Consider the following 17,148-nt stretch of genomic DNA (forward strand, 5'->3'; position numbering starts at 1 on the left):
ACAGTTTGTGACCGCGCCGAGTATAGCAACTTAAATGACTAACAGTTTAATCTAGACGATCGCGCAAATAAAACCGATAGAGATCGCATCTTGGACTACATTCATTTCCTTGTAAATATACTAAACCCATACTGTGCAATTTAAACGCTGATAAAGCTTCTAATCGCACTGGACTAGTAGCATTCATCACCTGTTTAATTCCGATCGCCAATTCTGGATTCTGTTGTAAATTCCACAAATGTCGGCGTAAATGATCGGCATAAAGCCCTGCTTCCGTAGGCGCAACTGCTAACAATTCCTCTAAAGAAAGATCGCCCCTTTGAATATTATATAAAGCCAACCTGATTAAATAAGGATGACCCCCTACCATAGCCATCAATTTTGCAACTTCCGCCTCCTCCCATTGCAATCCATAACGCTGGGCTAAATCTTGAACTTGTACTCGATTAAACTCTGGTAATTCGATCGGCAACCCCACATTAAACGGTGATTGATTAATACTAATTGGAATATAAACCTCCGTTGAATGTACTACCACCAACCGTAACTTTTTCCAAATCTCCCGATTTTTAGCATCCTCATGCCAAGCTCGTAACAAACCAAAAAAATCAGCCGCAACTTCTGGATATTGAAACACACAATCCACTTCATCTAATCCCAAAACTAAGGGACTGTTGATATTCTGTAATACATATTCTTCAAAGTAAGCAGTGCAGTTATCTTTACTGCCAAAAATCTCATCCCAATAATCATCTAACCGATTAGCTAACCGTAATCTTCTAGCTATACTAGCAGCAAACCAACGTAAAAATTTATCCAAATCAGTAAAAATTTTCCCATCAGCTAATTGAAAGCTTAAAGGAACAGCATGAAAGCCAAAATTTGCCCCATGATGTAAAATTCTCGCTAACAAAGAAGTTTTACCCATTTGTCTAGGAGCCTTAATTCTAATTAAAGATCCCGGCTGTAAAACTGTTTCATAACATCTCGATTCAATGGGGGGTCTTTCCACATAAAAAATCGAAGCTAACTCTACTTGACCTTCTGGTAATTCTGGAACTTGAGGTAATTCTGGAATTGCTACAGGCAAAGGTTTAGCTTGGGAATCTGATATTGCTACAGGATGTTTTTGACCTTCTGTAGTTTCTTCTTGAGATCTTCCTTCTCTAACTATTTCGAGAATTTCTTGGACAATTTTCTGAGTATCTTCAGCATTATGCCATTGACGCTGCTGAATAAAATTTAAATATTCTCGTAAGTTGTAATTTAATGGGGAATTGAGGGGGAAATTCACCCTAATTGGCAGAATTACTGGTTTATCTTGGGAATTGCGATCGCGCAACTCCTTCGCCCTTCGCACCTCCTCAATCACCATTTCACTCGTCACCGACTTTTCAGATAACAACAACAATAAATAATCACTTTGTTTTAATTCTGCCTCAATTCTTTGCGGCCATCCTTCTCCCAAACGAATACTTTGTCCCGCCATAAAAGCTTCATGTCCCGCCGCTTTTAAAGCCCGATAAAACTCTTCCGCCAAACTCAAATCTGGCTCGTGACTGCGATAGCTAATAAAAACTCTCTTATTAGTTGATTGACCAATATCTAAAGCCGGAATTTGGAAAACTGTTACAGCTTCTTCAATACCTTTAACTTCCCGCACCTCTTGATAAATTCCCGGTAATGGCAAGCGATTTTTCACCACATCATAAACCGTTTGCGAAATACAAATACCACCTGCTTTGGCTGCTGTTTGCAGACGTGCTGCCATATTTACACCATGACCTTTAACTTTGCCACTCTCAAAATGAGCCACATCTCCTAAATGAATTCCAATGCGATGTTTGAGTACATTATTTTCCGGCAATCCTGCAGCAAATTGAGTAATTACTTTTTGAATTTCTTGAGCACAAGCTACAGCATTTACAGCGCTAGAAAAGTACATAAACAATCCATCGCCAGTATCTTCTACTACTCTGCCCTTAAATTGTTCACAGATTCGCCTCATTAGTTTCAAGTCGCGGTCAACTAAAGCCAAAGTACGATTTTGGTTAGCAGCCATTTTGGAAGTGTATCCCTCTACATCCGTAAAGACTATAGCGGCTAATGTACTATCTGCTTCTATTAACGGTATTTCTCGGTTTTCCTTTGGTTCCATAAGTGCTGTTTCTTCGGATTAGCTCAGCTTGGAAGGCGTGAGGAAATTAATCATTTGATTTTAGTATTCACAAATTTTAGTTTAATTCCGGCACCTTAATCAGGCTCAAAGAATAGCGATCGCCACACCATTTTGTTAAAATTTGCTTTCGTACCCTAATTTTTCAGGTGATTTTTTAGCTTACTGTCAGTGAAATTACTGCCCTAGAAATCTCACCTGAGAATTTATCCTTCCGTCCCTTGATGTTTTTCCGAACTCATGATTTTTCTAATTTTCTCAATAATTATTAACATTTCTGCTAAGATAGTCCCTGACTCTCAACCCCAAACCAAAAACCGCACTTTCTTTCATTACTAACGTAAGTCCCTTGTTTTGCAAAAGCCTAGTTTATCCCAATATTTTTCCCCTGAACATCGGGTATTTACATCAAGAAACTGGGATTTAAGGAATAGCGGTTTCATAGGTAGTAACTTGAGTTACCAGCAAAGATCTATTTCGGTAGGATGATGTAAAGTAAATCCTCAGTAGGAAAAAATATTACTAAAGTGGATTGACAATAAAACAGTTGCTAGAAATCATTTCAAAAACTTCCTCTAATATGAATCGTTTTTCATCCTCTAATTCTGTAGAAAAAGACCGTATTTTGGTTGTGGATGATTCACCTGATAATGTGTTTCTCATTCAAGCTATTTTGGAAGAAGAGGGCTATCAAGTTATTACAGCTTCAGATGGTTTTTCTGCTATAGCTCTCATTGAAGAATCACCACCCGATCTATTATTGCTAGATGTGATGATGCCCGGAATGGATGGCTTTGAAGTCACCCTACGAGTGCGTCAAAATACAAGTTTACCATTCATGCCCATTTTGCTCATCACTGCTTACGACAATCTTAGTGTAGCCAAAGGATTAGACAATGGTGCTGATGATTTTATCCACAAACCTGTAGAAGTGGATGAATTACTAGCAAGAGTACGTAGCCTTCTCCGACTAAAACACAGCATAGACGAACGCGATGCTATTGCTCGTCAGAGAGAAGATTTTGTTTCCCGTCTCACTCACGACTTACGAACACCTTTAATTGCAGCCGATCGAATGTTGGGTTTAATTCGTCAAGGAGCCTTGGGCGAAATCTCTCCCACTATACTAGAAGTGCTAGACACAATGGTTCGCAGCAACCAAAATCTCCTAGCAATGGTAAACACATTGTTAGAAGTATATCGTTATGAAGCTGGACGGAAAACACTCACTTTTAGCCAAGTTGATTTGACAGAAATCCTCAAACAAGCAGTTCAAGAATTGCAACCTTTAGCTGATGAGAAAAACTTGTGTTTAAATCTTGATTTAGGTAAAAAAGCCACAGATTCCTCAGATGGAAAAATTACTGTCGAAGGCGATCGCTTAGAACTACATCGAGTTTTTATCAACCTAATTGGCAACGCCATTAAATTTACTGAAGCTGGATCGGTAGAAGTTCACCTGATAAATCAGGCTGATAAAAATAGCAATTCTAAACCTTCAATTATAGTAGAAGTTGAAGACACCGGGCCAGGTATTTCAAGAGAAGATCAAACCAAATTATTTGAAAGATTCCGCCAAGGTAAACACAAACAATCTGGTAGTGGTTTAGGTTTACATCTCTCACGCCGCATTGTCGAAACCCACCAAGGAACCATTGATGTAAAATCAGAATTAGGCAAAGGTAGTTGTTTCACTGTCTCTTTACCAGTCAAACAATCTGACGTTTCCTAAATCTGGGCAATTGTGTTTAAATATTAGACAGCCAAGAGTTCATTCCCAGATGATAATCAACTCTTGGCTGTCACTATTTCTACCATTGTTTAAACAACACTTTAACTCAAATGATTACTCAACAATTTGCAGTACAAGATATTCTTCAGCAACAACGCAAATTTTTCTCCACTGGTAAAACCAAAGATATCGCTTTTCGGTTAACTCAACTAAAAAATTTAAAACAAGCGATTTTGGACAACAAAGATGAAATTATATCTGCCCTAAAAGCTGACTTAAAAAAACCCACATTTGAAGCTTATGTCCTGGAAATTGGGGTGCTCAAAGAAATTGATTATGCCATCAAAAACCTGAAAAATTGGACTAAACCTAAGAAAGTAGCAACTCCTTTAGAGCAATTACCAGGTTCAGCATTTATTTATCCCGAACCCTTGGGAGTAGTATTAATTATTGCACCTTGGAATTATCCTTTTCAACTGACAATTTCGCCTTTAGTAGGTGCGATCGCAGCTGGAAATTGCGCCATAATCAAACCATCAGAAATTTCCCCTAACACCTCTAGTATTATCGCTAAAATCTTCCAAAAAACCTTTGACCCTAACTATATAGCAGTTGTAGAAGGTGGCGTAGAAACCAGCAAAGAACTGTTACAACAAAAATTCGATCATATCTTTTTTACAGGTGGTACAGCGATCGGCAAAATAGTCATGGAAGCAGCTGCCAAAAACCTTACCCCAGTCACCTTAGAACTTGGAGGCAAAAGCCCTTGCATTATTGATAGTGATATTAACATTGAATACACTGCCAGGAGAATTGCCTGGGGTAAATTCATTAATGCCGGACAAACTTGCATCGCCCCAGACTATCTTCTAGTCAATCAAACAATTAAAAAACCCTTGTTAGAAAGCATTAAAAATTGCCTACAAGAATTTTACGGACACGATCCAGAAAAAAGCCCAGACTTCGGTAGAATTATCAATCAAAAACAATTTAACCGTTTAGTAGAACTACTAAAAAGCGGTGAAATTATTCTCGGCGGCAAAACCAACCCAGAAACTTGCTACATTGCCCCCACATTGATTGACAAAGTATCTTTAGATGCGCCAATCATGCAAGAAGAAATCTTTGGCCCTATTCTCCCAATCCTAGAATATAACAATCTCGAAGAAGCAATTTCCCTAGTTAACAACCAACCCAAACCTTTAGCCCTTTACTTCTTCTCTAAAAATCAAGAATATCAACAACAAATTTTAGAAAAAACTTCATCTGGTGGCGTTTGTATTAACGATACCATCATGCACATTGGGATTTCTGAATTACCCTTTGGTGGAGTAGGTAATAGCGGCATAGGTAGCTATCACGGCAAAGCAAGCTTTGATACCTTCTCCCATCAAAAAAGTGTCTTGAAAAAATCCTTTTTATTTGATATTAAAGTACGTTATGCACCTTATTTAGGAAAACTAGATTTAGTGAAAAAAATCATCGGTTAAACGATTTGTAGAGACGTTTCATGAAACGTCTCTACAATTTTAGAAACCTCTCTAAGTAGGTAGAAGTAAATAAAGTGAAAATAAAGGCGGGCTAGGAGAGCCCACCCCACAGTAGGGGCAATTCATGAATTGCCCCTACTACTGTGGGGTGGGCATCCTGCCCGCCCCATTCTTAGATAACTATTGTCACTTTATTTATTTGCACCTACTTACAATTTTAGTTGCTCAAAATCCGCTGTAACGTTCTTCGGCCCAAGGTTCACCCCGACGGTGATAACCATTGCGTTCCCAAAAACCCAATTCTTCCTGGTTTAAAAACTCTAAACCATTAATCCATTTAGCACTTTTCCAAGCGTAAAGATGCGGAACAACTAATCGCAAAGGGCCACCATGTTCGGCAGGTAAAGGTTCACCAAATAAAGTATGAGCAAAAAAGTTTTCTTCGCGCCAGAAATCTTCCATACTAATGTTAGTGGTGTAACCCCCGTAGCAGTGTTCCATGATATATTTAGCTTTGGGGTTTACCTCAATATGCTGCATAAAATCTGTAACTTTTACCCCTGTCCACTGCACATCTAATTTCGACCAACGAGTTACACAGTGAAAGTCAGCGGTGAAATTACTTTGAGGCATTGCCATAATATCAGACCAAGAAAATCTTGCCTCTTTTGCTAAACCCCAAACGCGAAATTCCCAATTTTCAATGCTAACTTCGGGTGTACTACCATAAGTCAGTACGGGAAAACCTTTACTTTCGTACTGACCGGGAGGAATACGATCGCTCATTTCAGGCCCAGGTTTCTTGAAAAACTTCCCCATCATTAAAATCCGATAACAATTTAGACTTTTTTGTGCTAACACAACAGAAGCAATTCTTTCCTTGTTGTGTCAGCAGCTATAGTTACATTTTGTAACAGAATCGGTAGCGGGACAGAAAATTGAGCGATCGCTAAAACTACACAAACTTCCAACCCATCTCTTAGGATTCTTCGTCTTCCTCTTCATCCTTAGAAGGATAGACAAACGTAGAACGTCCAGACAAAATCGACTTACCCAAACTCAAAGCTTTTTGAGCTTGTAAAGCTGCTTTCCGTCTCCAAGTCGCTCTACGTTGGTCACGTTTTGCCTTTGATGTTTTCTTCTTGGGAACCGCCATAGTCCTGGATTTGCTATTAGTAGACAACCCTCCTATTGTAGGGCATTACTACACTAATTGAACCCAGTTTTAAGAACCTCCCGATCCGCCAGTACTTCCAGTTCCACCACCAACGCCATTAACTCCATTGGCACCACCAACGCCATTAACTCCATTGACACCATTAACGCCAGTAGTTCCATTGGTAACACCAACGCCAGCAGTTCCATTAGCACCATCAACGCCAGTAGTTCCATTGGTACCACCAACGCCAGTAGTATTATTCAGGCCATTTACACCTGTGTTATTAAAAAATACTGTACCAGTGGCAAACTCATTTCCAGGTATAGCTTGTAGCCCTGCATTACCAGAGGCATTTTGTCCGGCTGCATTACCAGAGGCGTTTTGTCCGGCTGCATTACCAGAGGCGTTTTGTCCGGCTGCATTAACAGAGGCGTTTTGTCCGGCTGCATTAACAGATATAACGTTACCGTTGGGAAGCACTTGTGTACCACCGTTATTAGTTACAATTACGCCGTTGGGAAGTACTTGTGTACCATTTCCTGTAACTACAATTCCGTTGGGAAGTACACGCACACCGTTAGGAAGTGTCTGTCCGGCAGTGGCAACGTTTATAGGTTGAGGTTGATTAGCAACGTTATTGGTGGGAGATCCGGGAGTTCCTAAGCCGAGAAGCGATCGCGACTTGGGAAAATAAGTAGCTAAACGTTGAAGATCCTGACCACTTGCCCAAGTTTGGCGATCGACATTTAAAGCCAGAATTGGGACAATTTGACCAGCATTTTGACCCAAAATCGTGACAGAAACTCTTCTAGCTGAAGGATTTTGATTAAAAGTACGGGTTAAAGCATTTCTCGCTGCCGCTTGAGCCCTACCAACTAACGTCTCGTAACTTTCATTTGGCTGACGATTCAAAGTAACATCAACACGAGTACCATTGCTATTGATACGAGTTGTAGTTTGTGCCCAAGCCGGGGTAGTTATTACCAAAGTACTTCCTAACCCTGCTAAAGCAAACAACATGGGAAAAACAAAATGGTAACTTTTTAGCCAAGACCGATTAAACTTCCGCATAATTAACCTAGCTCCTGATTCCCGATCGGCACCGACTGCGCTCTATCTAAATTCAGGTTAGCTAGGTGCTTTCTAAGTTTAATCTGCTCCTTGAAATAGAACTTGCCTAGTCTAGAGAGAGATCTGGGATTGGGGGGTGTTGGTCGGTGAATTTCTGTTAGTTGTACCGGAAGTAGGTCTTTGTCTTGGATTACCAGTACCAGAGGGAGTGTTATTTCCGGGATTTGCAGGTGTTTGTCCCGGTGCTGCGCCTCCAGCAGTAAGGTTCAAGGGAAAGCTGGCAGTTTTATTAGTATCATCTACATTGCCTGTAAGTTCTTGGGTTCTTCCTTGGACTAGTAATCTCAACCGGAAAGGAATAGGCCCGGTTCGGGTAGCACAACGTTGATAAAGATTAACTTTAACCACATAATTACCGGGGGGAGCCCCGGTGTCAGGCCAGAATACATTTTCTACAGGATTAGTAATGGTATTTTGGCAACCTGCGTTACTATCAACGTCTAGCGCTCCTCCTGATGCTACTTTCTTGTTTTGGTAGAAAACTGTCTGACCGCTGGGGTCGGTGACGGCTAAATCAAGGTCGTCTCTGGTAGACCATCTAAGGGTGCTTTGAATTACGCCTGTGCCTAATGTTGGCTCTGGTCTTTCGCCAGCTTGAGGTGTGGCAGCTACAGGAGTGGGATCGTCAATTCTTAATAGAGCTTTAGAATTTGGGTAATAGGTAGACCAGCGTTGGGCGTTAGGATAGTTTTTCCAGTTTTCCCGACTGACTTCTAAGGTCAAAATTGGTGCGGATAGACCAATATGTTCTCCTGTGACGACTATGGCTGCTTGTGTCACGAGGATGTCATTGTCGAAGCTGCGTTGTGCTGCGGCTCTGGCAACGGTTTCGGCTCTGCGGGTTAAGGTTTGAAAAGATTCATTTGGTTGTCGTTCCAGTGTAATATTGACGCGAGAGGTGTAGGCTTGGGCGGCTAATGGTGCGATCGCACTTTCAGCAGCCGAAAAACTGCCAGCCAACCCCAAAAAAACCAATAAACTCCAAGTTCTTATTTGCATTATTTCACCTCAAGATAAATACTGTATAACATCTCGTTGAGCACTACCCAATAGCATCCTAGACATGGGAGACATCACGCTATGAGCAATCAATGGTTGATCACAATTGGCATTAATCAATACCAACACTTCCAACCTCTAAATTACGCCCAAGCTGACGCACAGGGTTTATGGAACCTTGTAGTTAGTCGGGGCAGTTTTCTGCCGGAGCGCAGTTTGCTCTCTTCAGATACTTCGCCGTTTATTGAAGGTCAGTCTACTTACCCTTCGGGCGAAAATCTGAAGCAATGGCTGGATCATTTATGTCAGCAAGCAATTAAACAAGATGACTTGGTTTGGTTCTTTTTTAGCGGCTATGGTGTGAAGTGGGAAGGACAGGATTACCTGATGCCCATTGATGGCAACCCAGCTGATGTCAGCGCTACAGGGATTGCCATTAGAGAGATCTATGAAAAACTAAAGGCTTCTAAAGCGGGAACAATTTTAGTGTTGCTGGATATGAATCACCAGCAGGAACATCAAGAGGGTCCAACAGTGGTGGGTAATCCAACTGTGGAACTGGCTAGGGAAATGGAAATTCCTACGGTGCTTTCCTCTCAACCTGGTCAATTTTCTTATGAAGTTGGGGAACTGCAACATGGTTTGTTTACTGCGGCATTGTTGGAGGGTTTGCGATCGGGTGCTGGTTTGACTCTGGCTAGTTTAAAACGCTACTTAAGCGAACGAGTCCCAGAATTAAGTCAAAACCACAGTCGTCCTTTGCAAGAACCTGTAATCGTGGTTCATCCTCCAGGAAAGAGTCATCAGGTAATTTTACCCGAACAACCCGCCTTTGTGGGTTCTAGTAATGGCGAATGGAGTCCTGTCACTGCTCAGTTAGTCGGTAGTGGCGCTACTGCTACGGCTGCGGTAGCAACTACTTCTGCTGGAGAAAATCCTTTTCAAGCTGCTTTACGTAATCAACAAGAAGCTACGGCAACTCCGGCTGCATCAACTAACAATGGGCAACCTAGACCAGTAGATGCGACTGGGAATGATGATGATGAAGATAATGGCAGCTTTGTGCAGAAGTTTCTCCTGTGGGGCGGCGGTTTAGTCTTGTTGTTACTGCTATTGTTGACGACTTTTGGACGCAATGTACTTTTCCCGGCTGGCGAACAAGCAGAACGCTCTGGCGGCGATTCCACTGTTGGTACAGTGACTCCCACTCAAAACTTAACTGCTTTGGATAGAGCAAAAGTTTCGTTACGCAATAATCAGTCTAGTTCTTATGTAGCGGCGATTAAGCAAGCTAGTCAGATTCAGCCTGGTGATGCACAGTATCGGGAGGCGCAAGCTGCTATTGAACGTTGGAGTCGCAATATCCTGGATGTTGCTCAGGGAAGGGCTAATTCGGGAAATTACCGAGGTGCGATCGCAGCTGCTAGTGTGGTACCCCAAGATCCTCAACCAGTTTTTGCAGATGCAGAAAGGTTAATTCGTCAGTGGACTCCTTTGGCGAAAAAGCAACAAGCTAATCAAGTTGTACTATCTACTGCTAAGGGATTAATTCGCCCCAATTCTGCTTCTTCTTACTTTCAAGCTATTAAAATGGCCCAGAAAATTCCCCCTGGAGATCCGGGTCACGTCCAAGCACAAACTCTGATTGTCCAATGGAGTCAAAATATCTTGAATTTGGCTAGACAAAGAGCTAGTGAGGGTAATTTTGCTTTAGCAATTCAAGCTGCTAATTTAGTTCCGGCTAATACGCCTGCTTATAAGCCAGCTAGACAAGCGATCGGGCAATGGCAAAAACAAGTTAATTGACGTACTCCCCTGATTAAATTCTCAGGGATTCTCAAAGGATGTTCCCAGGTGCCGCTAAAGCCGCACCTGGGAACCCAGTAAATAGGAAATTTCTTCACTTTTTGATCGCTTGTTTAATCGGAATTTCAAGGGAAAATTCTGTGCCTACTCCCGGTTGAGAGGAACATTTAAGTTTTCCGCCATGTTTGTGCACTATAATTTGGTAGCTAATAGCTAATCCTAATCCCGTACCTTTTCCTGGTTCTTTGGTGGTAAAGAAAGGGTCAAAGATTCGGGATTTAACATGAGGTGGTATTCCTAAAGCATTGTCGGAAATTTTAATTTTTACTAAATTGTTTTGGCAGATTTTTGTCTTAATCTCTATCTTTGGTTGGTCGGAATTCTCGCTGTTGATTGGCTCGGTTTGTTCTTGAGTGCGACTTTTGGCTTCTAAAGCATCAATGGCATTAGACAACAGGTTCATAAATACCTGATTTAACTGACCAGCGTAGCATTCTACTAAGGGTAAGTTATCATAATTTTTGATGATTTGAATGCCGGAATGTCCGGCTTTTGGTTTGAGGCGATGTTGCAAAATCATTAATGTGCTGTCGATGCCTTCGTGAATATCGACTGGTTTAATATCGGATTCATCTAATCGAGAAAAGTTCCGTAATGATAATACTAATTGTCTGATGCGATCGGCTCCTACCTTCATGGAATTTAGCAATTTTGGTAGGTCGTTAGCGAGAAATTCCACGTCTATTTCTTCGGTTTTTTCTTGAATTTCTGGATGGGGTTGGGGATAATGTTTAATATAAAGTTGCAATAATTCTAGGAGGTCATGGCAATAGTCGCTGGCATAAGTGAGATTACCAAAAATGAAGTTAACTGGGTTGTTAATTTCATGGGCGACACCTGCAACTAGTTGTCCTAAACTAGACATTTTTTCGGTTTGAATTAGTTGCGCTTGGGTTTTTTGTAAGTCGAGCAATACAAGTTCTAATTGTTTGGCTTTCGCTTGTTCTAATTCAGCAGAATTACGAGTTTGTTGGTAAAGTTGGGCTTGCTGAATGGCGATCGCTGCTCGAGCGGCTAATTGTTGTAGTAAATCTATTTCTGTGGCTAGCCAAACTCTGGGAGATTGACATTGATGGACAATTAATAAACCCCAAAGTATATCGCCCATTCTAATGGGAACTATTAAGTTAGATCGCACATTTATACTTTGCAAAAACTCTGAATAACAAGAGGGAATATTGGATGCAAAAATGTCATTAATTGCCCCTACTCTTCCTTGTTTATAAAGTTGAGCTATTTCTTCGGTAAAACAACCTTGTGGCCCGGAGAAACCTAAAATAGAAAGCCAACTGCCGATGGTCGATTCGACAATTACTTTGCCATGCCATTGTTTGGTAAATTGATAAATTACTACTCGATCGGTGTTGAATAACTTGCGAACTTCTCTAACTATAGTTTGTAATATAGTTGTGAAGTCTAAGGTGCTGCGAATTTGATCGGTAATTTGCTTTAATAAGTTAGCAAATGTCAGTGAATGTTGTAATTCGGCTGTACGTTCTTTTACTTGACGGTCTAAATCAGCATTAAGTAGTTGCACTTTTTGATATAACTGATACTGTTGTACCGCCATCGAAAATTGAACACCTAAAGCTGTGGCTATTTCCAATTCTTCGGATTTCCAATCTAAAGCTAGCCCTTTTTTTAATTCTAACCAAGCGGCAAAAGATCGCCGGGGATAAAGTTGTCGATTGTCTGGGTCGAATCTCCCCGCCCAAAGGGTTTCTTTGTCTATTTCTTGACGAAAAACTGTTAAATATCCGAGAAATTGTTGCCGATATTCTAAGCAAATAACTAACAATCCTCGAATTTGAGTATCCTGAAATATTCCTGAGAGTTGGCTTAGTTCTGGGTCTTGATAAAGGTCGGCGATCGCCCATAGGTTATTAACCGTTGAACTTGCCGTTTTTGGCGAAAATTTCTGCTGCCAAACAGGGTTTTCTTCTAATAAATATTGACGGTTTTCTTCAAAGATAGGAGCATCGCCGTAAGTGTATATTTGGGCTGGATAAGCTTGATCTACAACTATGTAAAGTCTGCCACCATTACCTTGAAAAATAGCAACTGTTTCTGCTAAGGCTTCTTCTAATTGAATTGTATTTAATCGATGCAGTTTAATCGCAACTTGGTTAATTGCTGCTTCTCTTTTTGCTTGTTGGCGAGCTTGGGTTAATAAGTTACTTTGAGCGATCGCAATTGATACTTGATCGGCAATTTGTTGCACTGTATCCAATTGTGTTTGGGAAATAGTTTTTGGGTCAGCATGATGTGATACAAGCAATCCCCAAAGTTTCAGTTTAGATTGGAAAGAATTAAGATCGTATTGTAAGATCGGTACAACTACGGAAGATTTTACTCCCATTGCTGTTAAATATTCAATATGGCAGGGATCTACTGGTCGATAGCGAATATCCTCGATTTCCAGAGGTTCTCCTGTTTGGGGACAATCTAAAGAACTTAAGCCTATTTCGCCTGTGGCTACATTTACCATTGAACGTTGTCGCGCACTGACAAACATTTCCCTTGCAGTTACGGGAATGTCGTCTGCGGGAAAGTTCAATCCTAATAAGGAAGGGAGACGATTTTCGGCGAGTGATTCTGCAATTACCTCGCCACTGCTATCAGCGTGGAACTGATAGATCATGACGCGATCGTTATCTAAAAAAGCCCGAATTTCTGCTACCGTAGCGGTTAAAATTTCTTGTAAATCTAGAGATTGACGGATGCGATTAGTCATCCGATGTAAAAGAACGGTTTGAGCGATACTTGGCTGTGATGATTGAGAGTTACTAGTAAAGGGCATTTTTACCAAAAATTTATAAATATTACCTGTGTATACCAATTGTTAAATAAAAGTTACGCTAAAAGCTACAGACTTCATAAAAATAGGTATTTATTCGCAGAATTTAATTTTTCTCATCTAAATTAATTAAATTACTCATTCTGGAGGTAGAAAGAAAAAGAGGGATTTCTTCTTCTTTCTTTTGTCGCAGCTTTTCTGGATTTTAGTTACGGTTTTTTAGTTCCCTGATCTCCTGACGCACACTCATGAGAATTTGACCTAAATTATTTTGACCAGTATTATCTAAACCACAACCCCAATAATAGTCGGTGAGGGATTTTTCCACAATCAGTTGTTCGCCAGTAGCCAGGAGGATTTTTTGGATGTCTGAGTGAGTGAGGAATTTGGTGAGTACGGCTTGACGCATTATAGAACATTTGACTTGTTCCCAGTCGGGGCGGACTTTGCGCGTGCTCGCGCGTCCCAAAGATGCAGCTTTTTCCGGGGTGGTAGCAGCTTTAATTATGGGGATGAAAACGCTATCTTTTGTCCCTAAAAATTTATTTGCTTGGTAGTAATGTTCTACTGTTTGCCAATATTCCCCTTCTAGGAAAATTCCATGAGGTGAAAAATTGGAAAAACAGCCGTAAGGTTCATAAACTTTGTAAAAATATATTACCATTCCCAACTGCTCTCGATAATTTTCGCTGAAACTATTGATTAATTCATCGATAATATAAACTATCTTATAGTAAAGTAAAAGTGAGTGATTTAACAATATGCTTAGATTCAGGAAAGCAAAAGTTGCTAGGGAAAGGTAATAATTTGCTGACTTTGGGTGTAAGCGAACCTGTGAATTAGGCAAATTTTACCACTAGGTAAGAAAGTACTTTCTTGCCTAGTAGGAATTAACTAATTATATCATCTAGCAAAATTGGGCAAATTTATTAACTCAAGTTGCTAGTTATATTGATTCGGGTGCTAAGAATAGTAAAATTTTGGAGATCGTCACTAATTTTGGGTCTTTGACGCACCCTACAGCCTAATTATATCATCAAGTAAAATTGGGTAAATTTATTATGACTAAATATAGATTAATTCTCCTAGTTGAAGCCATACAGTAAGAAAGTATAGGCTACTAGGAGAATTGCGAATGACCGAAGAAAAACAACCCAACCTAGAAGAAAAACTAATCTCAGCAGCCATAGAAATGGGGTTATCTAATCAGCTAGATTCGGCAAAAAATCTTGATGTAGATGTGCGTACTAATCTGGTGGATGTAGTCCAAGGAAAAGCACATTCTGTTTCCGTTTCTGGTCAAGATTTAGTGGTGCAAAAGGATATCCATTTGCAAGAGATGGAAATCCAGACAAATCGGATTGCTATTAATCCTTTAAGTATGCTTTTTGGGGAAGTGGAACTTTCGCACCCAACAGATGCCTCTGCCCGAATTGTACTTTCAGAAGTAGATATTAATCGGGCTTTCAATTCGGATTATGTCCGTAGAAAGATGCAAGCTTTTCAGCTAGATGTGGATGGGCAAATTGTCAGTTTAGAAATGCAACAAATGAGGATTGAACTCCGGGATGTAAATACGATCGTCTTCAACGGTAGCACAATATTGCATGAAGCCGGGAATCAGCGATCGCTAAATTTCCAAGCGGTAATTCACCCCGGTACTATTTTTGAACCTTTATTTATGGAGTCTTTTCAATGCCATCCTGCACCAGGCATTTCTCTCCAATTTGCTGTAGCTTTAATGCAGAAGTTTAAAGAACTGGTATTTTCCCCATATTTTGTGATGGATGGAACAGCTGTTCGGGTGCAAAAGATGGAATTGGAAAAAGGCAGATTAACTATTTATACCACAGCTAAAATCACCGAGATTCCCTCATAAGGCATAGATAAATTGCCTGATTTTTATTGGCGAATGAGTCCAAATAAATGTCTGTCGTGGTGCAGATACAAATTTTAACGAGGAAAACCTAAATTATAGGTTAGTAATGCCACATTTAATGATTCAAGATGTCAGTAGATCAACCAGGGTTAGGGGAACAAGCACTGAGTAAAGCCGCAGAAATTGGGTTAGCTACTCAGTTGGATCAAGTAGAGGAATTGAACGTAGATATCCGCACTGAGCCAATTCAGCTAATGCAAGGACAGTTAGAATCTGTGGCGATCGAAGGCAAAGGTTTGGTAATGAAAGAAGACTTGCGAACTGAGAAATTGGAAATGCAAGTTGGCAATATTGCAATTAATCCTTTGAGTGCAGCTTTTGGCAAAATTGAACTTTCTCATCCCACACAAGCAGAAACGCGAGTTGTTTTAACAGAACAAGATATCGATCGCGCATTTAATTCCGATTTTCTGCGACAAAAGTTACAAAATATGCAGGTGAATTTGGCAGATAAACCTGTGACTGTAGATACTCAACAAGTAGAATTTAGTCTACCAGGTAATGATAAATTTAGCCTGGGTGCTACTTTTTATTTACGGGAAACAGGAGAAACAAAGCAAACTGCTTTTACTGCTGTTCCACAAATAGCATCAGGGGGAAATCGCATTTCTTTAGAGCAAGTTGAATATATCGAAGGTCAAGAAATTTCGCCAGAACTAACGGAAGCTTTGTTAACTAAGTCTAGCGAATTATTAGACTTCACTAACTTTGAACTTAAAGGAATGTCTTTACGCTTGAAAAACTTAGATGTTCAACCAGGAACCCTTGTTGTAGAAGCTGAAGCTTACATTAGAAGTTTTCCTTCGTCTTAAACAAAGGAAAAACTCGGTTCGTTGTAAGGACTTTAGTCCTTTAATTCAAGAATATACGACTAAAGTCGTTACAACGAACTTAATAGATTTTATTAAATTTTTTATCTAAACCCATTAATTACTATGAGACAACAAACAAGAAATGTAGAACAGAAAGCAAGACAAGTTGCTGCCGATCCTTGGGTAGAAAAACTAGCAAGATTCGGCTTAGTTGCCAAGGGAATTGTTTACTCAATAGTCGGTATTTTAGCAGCACAAGCAGCTTTTGGTACGGGTGGCAGAACTACTGACACCGCAGGCGCTTTGCAAACAATTGTCACTCAACCTTTTGGGAAGTTTTTATTAGCTTTGGTGGCCGTTGGTTTGTTGGGTTATATGCTTTGGCAATTTATTGCAGCATTTTTAAACCCGGACAATAAAGGTATTTTTGGACGATTAGGTAGTTTTTTTGCGGCTGTAATTTATGCAGGTTTGGCTTTTACTGCTGTAAAATTAATATTAGGAACAGGTGGTCAGACAGGGGGCAATGCTACGCAAGATTGGACGGCGCGTTTCTTAGCTCAACCTTTCGGTCAATGGTTAGTAGGAATTGCGGGTGCGCTAACAATTGGGATGGGATTTTATGAAATTTATAAGGGTTTCAAAGGTAAATTTCGCGAAGATTTAAAGTGGCAACAAATGGATCGTAATGAGAGAAATTGGGCAACTAATCTTGGCAGATTAGGTTATGCTGCTAGGGGTGTGGTTTTCATTGCGATCGGCTTTTTCCTAATTCAAGCGGCGCGTTTGTCTAACCCAAATCAAGCTAGAGGTTTTGGTGGTGCATTGGCGGCGTTAGCAGCACAACCTTATGGCCCTTGGATTTTGGGGTTGGTGGCGATCGGTCTAATTGCTTACGGTATTTATACCTTGGTGGAAGCTAAATATCGTCGGATTAGAACTGCTTAAATATTAAAAAGGTACGTTGTTGGGGGGGGGGGGGTGAAAAAAAATTAAAAAAATAAAAACAAAAAAAAAAAAAAAAATTTTTTATTTTTTTTTTATAAA

The 17,148-nt window shown here is 40.3% G+C and carries 13 protein-coding genes; 6 read left to right on the plus strand and 7 right to left on the minus strand.

Annotated elements, in window-relative coordinates:
• Nucleotides 1-46: 46 nt before the first annotated feature.
• Nucleotides 47-2,158 carry an AAA-like domain-containing protein gene (locus ACE1CC_RS19655; protein ID WP_413272127.1) on the minus strand — a complete coding sequence of 704 codons (2,112 nt, stop codon included), beginning with the start codon at nucleotides 2,156-2,158 and terminating at the stop codon, nucleotides 47-49.
• A 598-nt stretch (nucleotides 2,159-2,756) separates the two neighbouring features.
• On the opposite strand from ACE1CC_RS19655, the gene ACE1CC_RS19660 reads away from it, so the two are divergent.
• Together ACE1CC_RS19660 and ACE1CC_RS19665 are read left to right on the plus strand one after the other, a co-directional pair.
• Nucleotides 2,757-3,908 carry a hybrid sensor histidine kinase/response regulator gene (locus ACE1CC_RS19660; protein WP_413272128.1) on the plus strand — a complete coding sequence of 384 codons (1,152 nt, stop codon included), beginning with the start codon at nucleotides 2,757-2,759 and terminating at the stop codon, nucleotides 3,906-3,908.
• 110 nt (nucleotides 3,909-4,018) lie between these two features.
• Nucleotides 4,019-5,398, plus strand: coding sequence for an aldehyde dehydrogenase (locus tag ACE1CC_RS19665; RefSeq protein ID WP_413272129.1), 1,380 nt, complete (start codon nucleotides 4,019-4,021; stop codon nucleotides 5,396-5,398).
• A 225-nt stretch (nucleotides 5,399-5,623) separates the two neighbouring features.
• On the opposite strand, the gene ACE1CC_RS19670 is transcribed toward ACE1CC_RS19665, so the two are convergent.
• From ACE1CC_RS19670 to ACE1CC_RS19685, 4 genes are all read right to left on the minus strand, one after another.
• Complete coding sequence (locus ACE1CC_RS19670) at nucleotides 5,624-6,220, minus strand: sulfite oxidase-like oxidoreductase (protein ID WP_413272139.1); 597 nt, start codon at nucleotides 6,218-6,220, stop codon at nucleotides 5,624-5,626.
• A 157-nt stretch (nucleotides 6,221-6,377) separates the two neighbouring features.
• Nucleotides 6,378-6,554 (minus strand): 50S ribosomal protein L32, encoded by a 177-nt coding sequence (gene rpmF, locus ACE1CC_RS19675; RefSeq protein WP_413272130.1) that lies wholly within the window; start codon nucleotides 6,552-6,554, stop codon nucleotides 6,378-6,380.
• 69 nt (nucleotides 6,555-6,623) lie between these two features.
• Entirely contained in the window at nucleotides 6,624-7,628 is a 1,005-nt protein-coding gene (locus ACE1CC_RS19680) for a hypothetical protein (protein WP_413272131.1), read from the minus strand.
• Nucleotides 7,629-7,739: 111 nt separating this feature from the next.
• Nucleotides 7,740-8,687 carry a DUF2135 domain-containing protein gene (locus ACE1CC_RS19685; RefSeq protein WP_413272132.1) on the minus strand — a complete coding sequence of 316 codons (948 nt, stop codon included), beginning with the start codon at nucleotides 8,685-8,687 and terminating at the stop codon, nucleotides 7,740-7,742.
• Between the two features lie 81 nt (nucleotides 8,688-8,768).
• On the opposite strand from ACE1CC_RS19685, the gene ACE1CC_RS19690 reads away from it, so the two are divergent.
• Entirely contained in the window at nucleotides 8,769-10,493 is a 1,725-nt protein-coding gene (locus ACE1CC_RS19690; protein WP_413272133.1) for a caspase family protein, read from the plus strand.
• 94 nt (nucleotides 10,494-10,587) lie between these two features.
• Here the strand turns inward: ACE1CC_RS19690 and ACE1CC_RS19695 are convergent, their stop codons facing one another.
• Together ACE1CC_RS19695 and ACE1CC_RS19700 are read right to left on the minus strand one after the other, a co-directional pair.
• A complete protein-coding gene (locus ACE1CC_RS19695) occupies nucleotides 10,588-13,353 on the minus strand; it encodes a GAF domain-containing sensor histidine kinase (protein WP_413272134.1) in 2,766 nt (921 codons plus the stop codon).
• Between the two features lie 202 nt (nucleotides 13,354-13,555).
• Nucleotides 13,556-14,014 (minus strand): NADAR family protein, encoded by a 459-nt coding sequence (locus ACE1CC_RS19700; protein WP_459563886.1) that lies wholly within the window; start codon nucleotides 14,012-14,014, stop codon nucleotides 13,556-13,558.
• Between the two features lie 471 nt (nucleotides 14,015-14,485).
• On the opposite strand from ACE1CC_RS19700, the gene ACE1CC_RS19705 reads away from it, so the two are divergent.
• From ACE1CC_RS19705 to ACE1CC_RS19715, 3 genes are all read left to right on the plus strand, one after another.
• Nucleotides 14,486-15,229: an LmeA family phospholipid-binding protein gene (locus ACE1CC_RS19705; protein ID WP_413272136.1), complete on the plus strand. Its 744-nt coding sequence runs from the start codon at nucleotides 14,486-14,488 to the stop codon at nucleotides 15,227-15,229.
• Between the two features lie 128 nt (nucleotides 15,230-15,357).
• A complete protein-coding gene (locus tag ACE1CC_RS19710; RefSeq protein ID WP_413272137.1) occupies nucleotides 15,358-16,101 on the plus strand; it encodes an LmeA family phospholipid-binding protein in 744 nt (247 codons plus the stop codon).
• A gap of 123 nt (nucleotides 16,102-16,224) precedes the next feature.
• The gene (locus ACE1CC_RS19715) at nucleotides 16,225-17,049 is read left to right on the plus strand and encodes a DUF1206 domain-containing protein (RefSeq protein WP_413272138.1); all 825 of its coding nucleotides are present in this window, start codon (nucleotides 16,225-16,227) and stop codon (nucleotides 17,047-17,049) included.
• Nucleotides 17,050-17,148: the final 99 nt, after the last annotated feature.

The organism is Floridaenema aerugineum BLCC-F46, from assembly GCF_041929345.1.
GTDB lineage: Bacteria > Cyanobacteriota > Cyanobacteriia > Cyanobacteriales > Aerosakkonemataceae > Floridanema > Floridanema aerugineum.

Excerpts from the sequence above, each read along its gene's own strand:
- ACE1CC_RS19655 (WP_413272127.1), bottom strand. The coding sequence starts at position 2,158 with ATGGAACCAAAGGAAAACCGAGAAATACCGTTAATAGAAGCAGATAGT.
- ACE1CC_RS19660 (WP_413272128.1), top strand. The coding sequence starts at position 2,757 with ATGAATCGTTTTTCATCCTCTAATTCTGTAGAAAAAGACCGTATTTTG.
- ACE1CC_RS19665 (WP_413272129.1), top strand. The coding sequence starts at position 4,019 with ATGATTACTCAACAATTTGCAGTACAAGATATTCTTCAGCAACAACGC.
- ACE1CC_RS19670 (WP_413272139.1), bottom strand. The coding sequence starts at position 6,220 with ATGATGGGGAAGTTTTTCAAGAAACCTGGGCCTGAAATGAGCGATCGT.
- rpmF (WP_413272130.1), bottom strand. The coding sequence starts at position 6,554 with ATGGCGGTTCCCAAGAAGAAAACATCAAAGGCAAAACGTGACCAACGT.
- ACE1CC_RS19680 (WP_413272131.1), bottom strand. The coding sequence starts at position 7,628 with ATGCGGAAGTTTAATCGGTCTTGGCTAAAAAGTTACCATTTTGTTTTT.
- ACE1CC_RS19685 (WP_413272132.1), bottom strand. The coding sequence starts at position 8,687 with ATGCAAATAAGAACTTGGAGTTTATTGGTTTTTTTGGGGTTGGCTGGC.
- ACE1CC_RS19690 (WP_413272133.1), top strand. The coding sequence starts at position 8,769 with ATGAGCAATCAATGGTTGATCACAATTGGCATTAATCAATACCAACAC.
- ACE1CC_RS19695 (WP_413272134.1), bottom strand. The coding sequence starts at position 13,353 with ATGCCCTTTACTAGTAACTCTCAATCATCACAGCCAAGTATCGCTCAA.
- ACE1CC_RS19700 (WP_459563886.1), bottom strand. The coding sequence starts at position 14,014 with ATGGTAATATATTTTTACAAAGTTTATGAACCTTACGGCTGTTTTTCC.
- ACE1CC_RS19705 (WP_413272136.1), top strand. The coding sequence starts at position 14,486 with ATGACCGAAGAAAAACAACCCAACCTAGAAGAAAAACTAATCTCAGCA.
- ACE1CC_RS19710 (WP_413272137.1), top strand. The coding sequence starts at position 15,358 with ATGTCAGTAGATCAACCAGGGTTAGGGGAACAAGCACTGAGTAAAGCC.
- ACE1CC_RS19715 (WP_413272138.1), top strand. The coding sequence starts at position 16,225 with ATGAGACAACAAACAAGAAATGTAGAACAGAAAGCAAGACAAGTTGCT.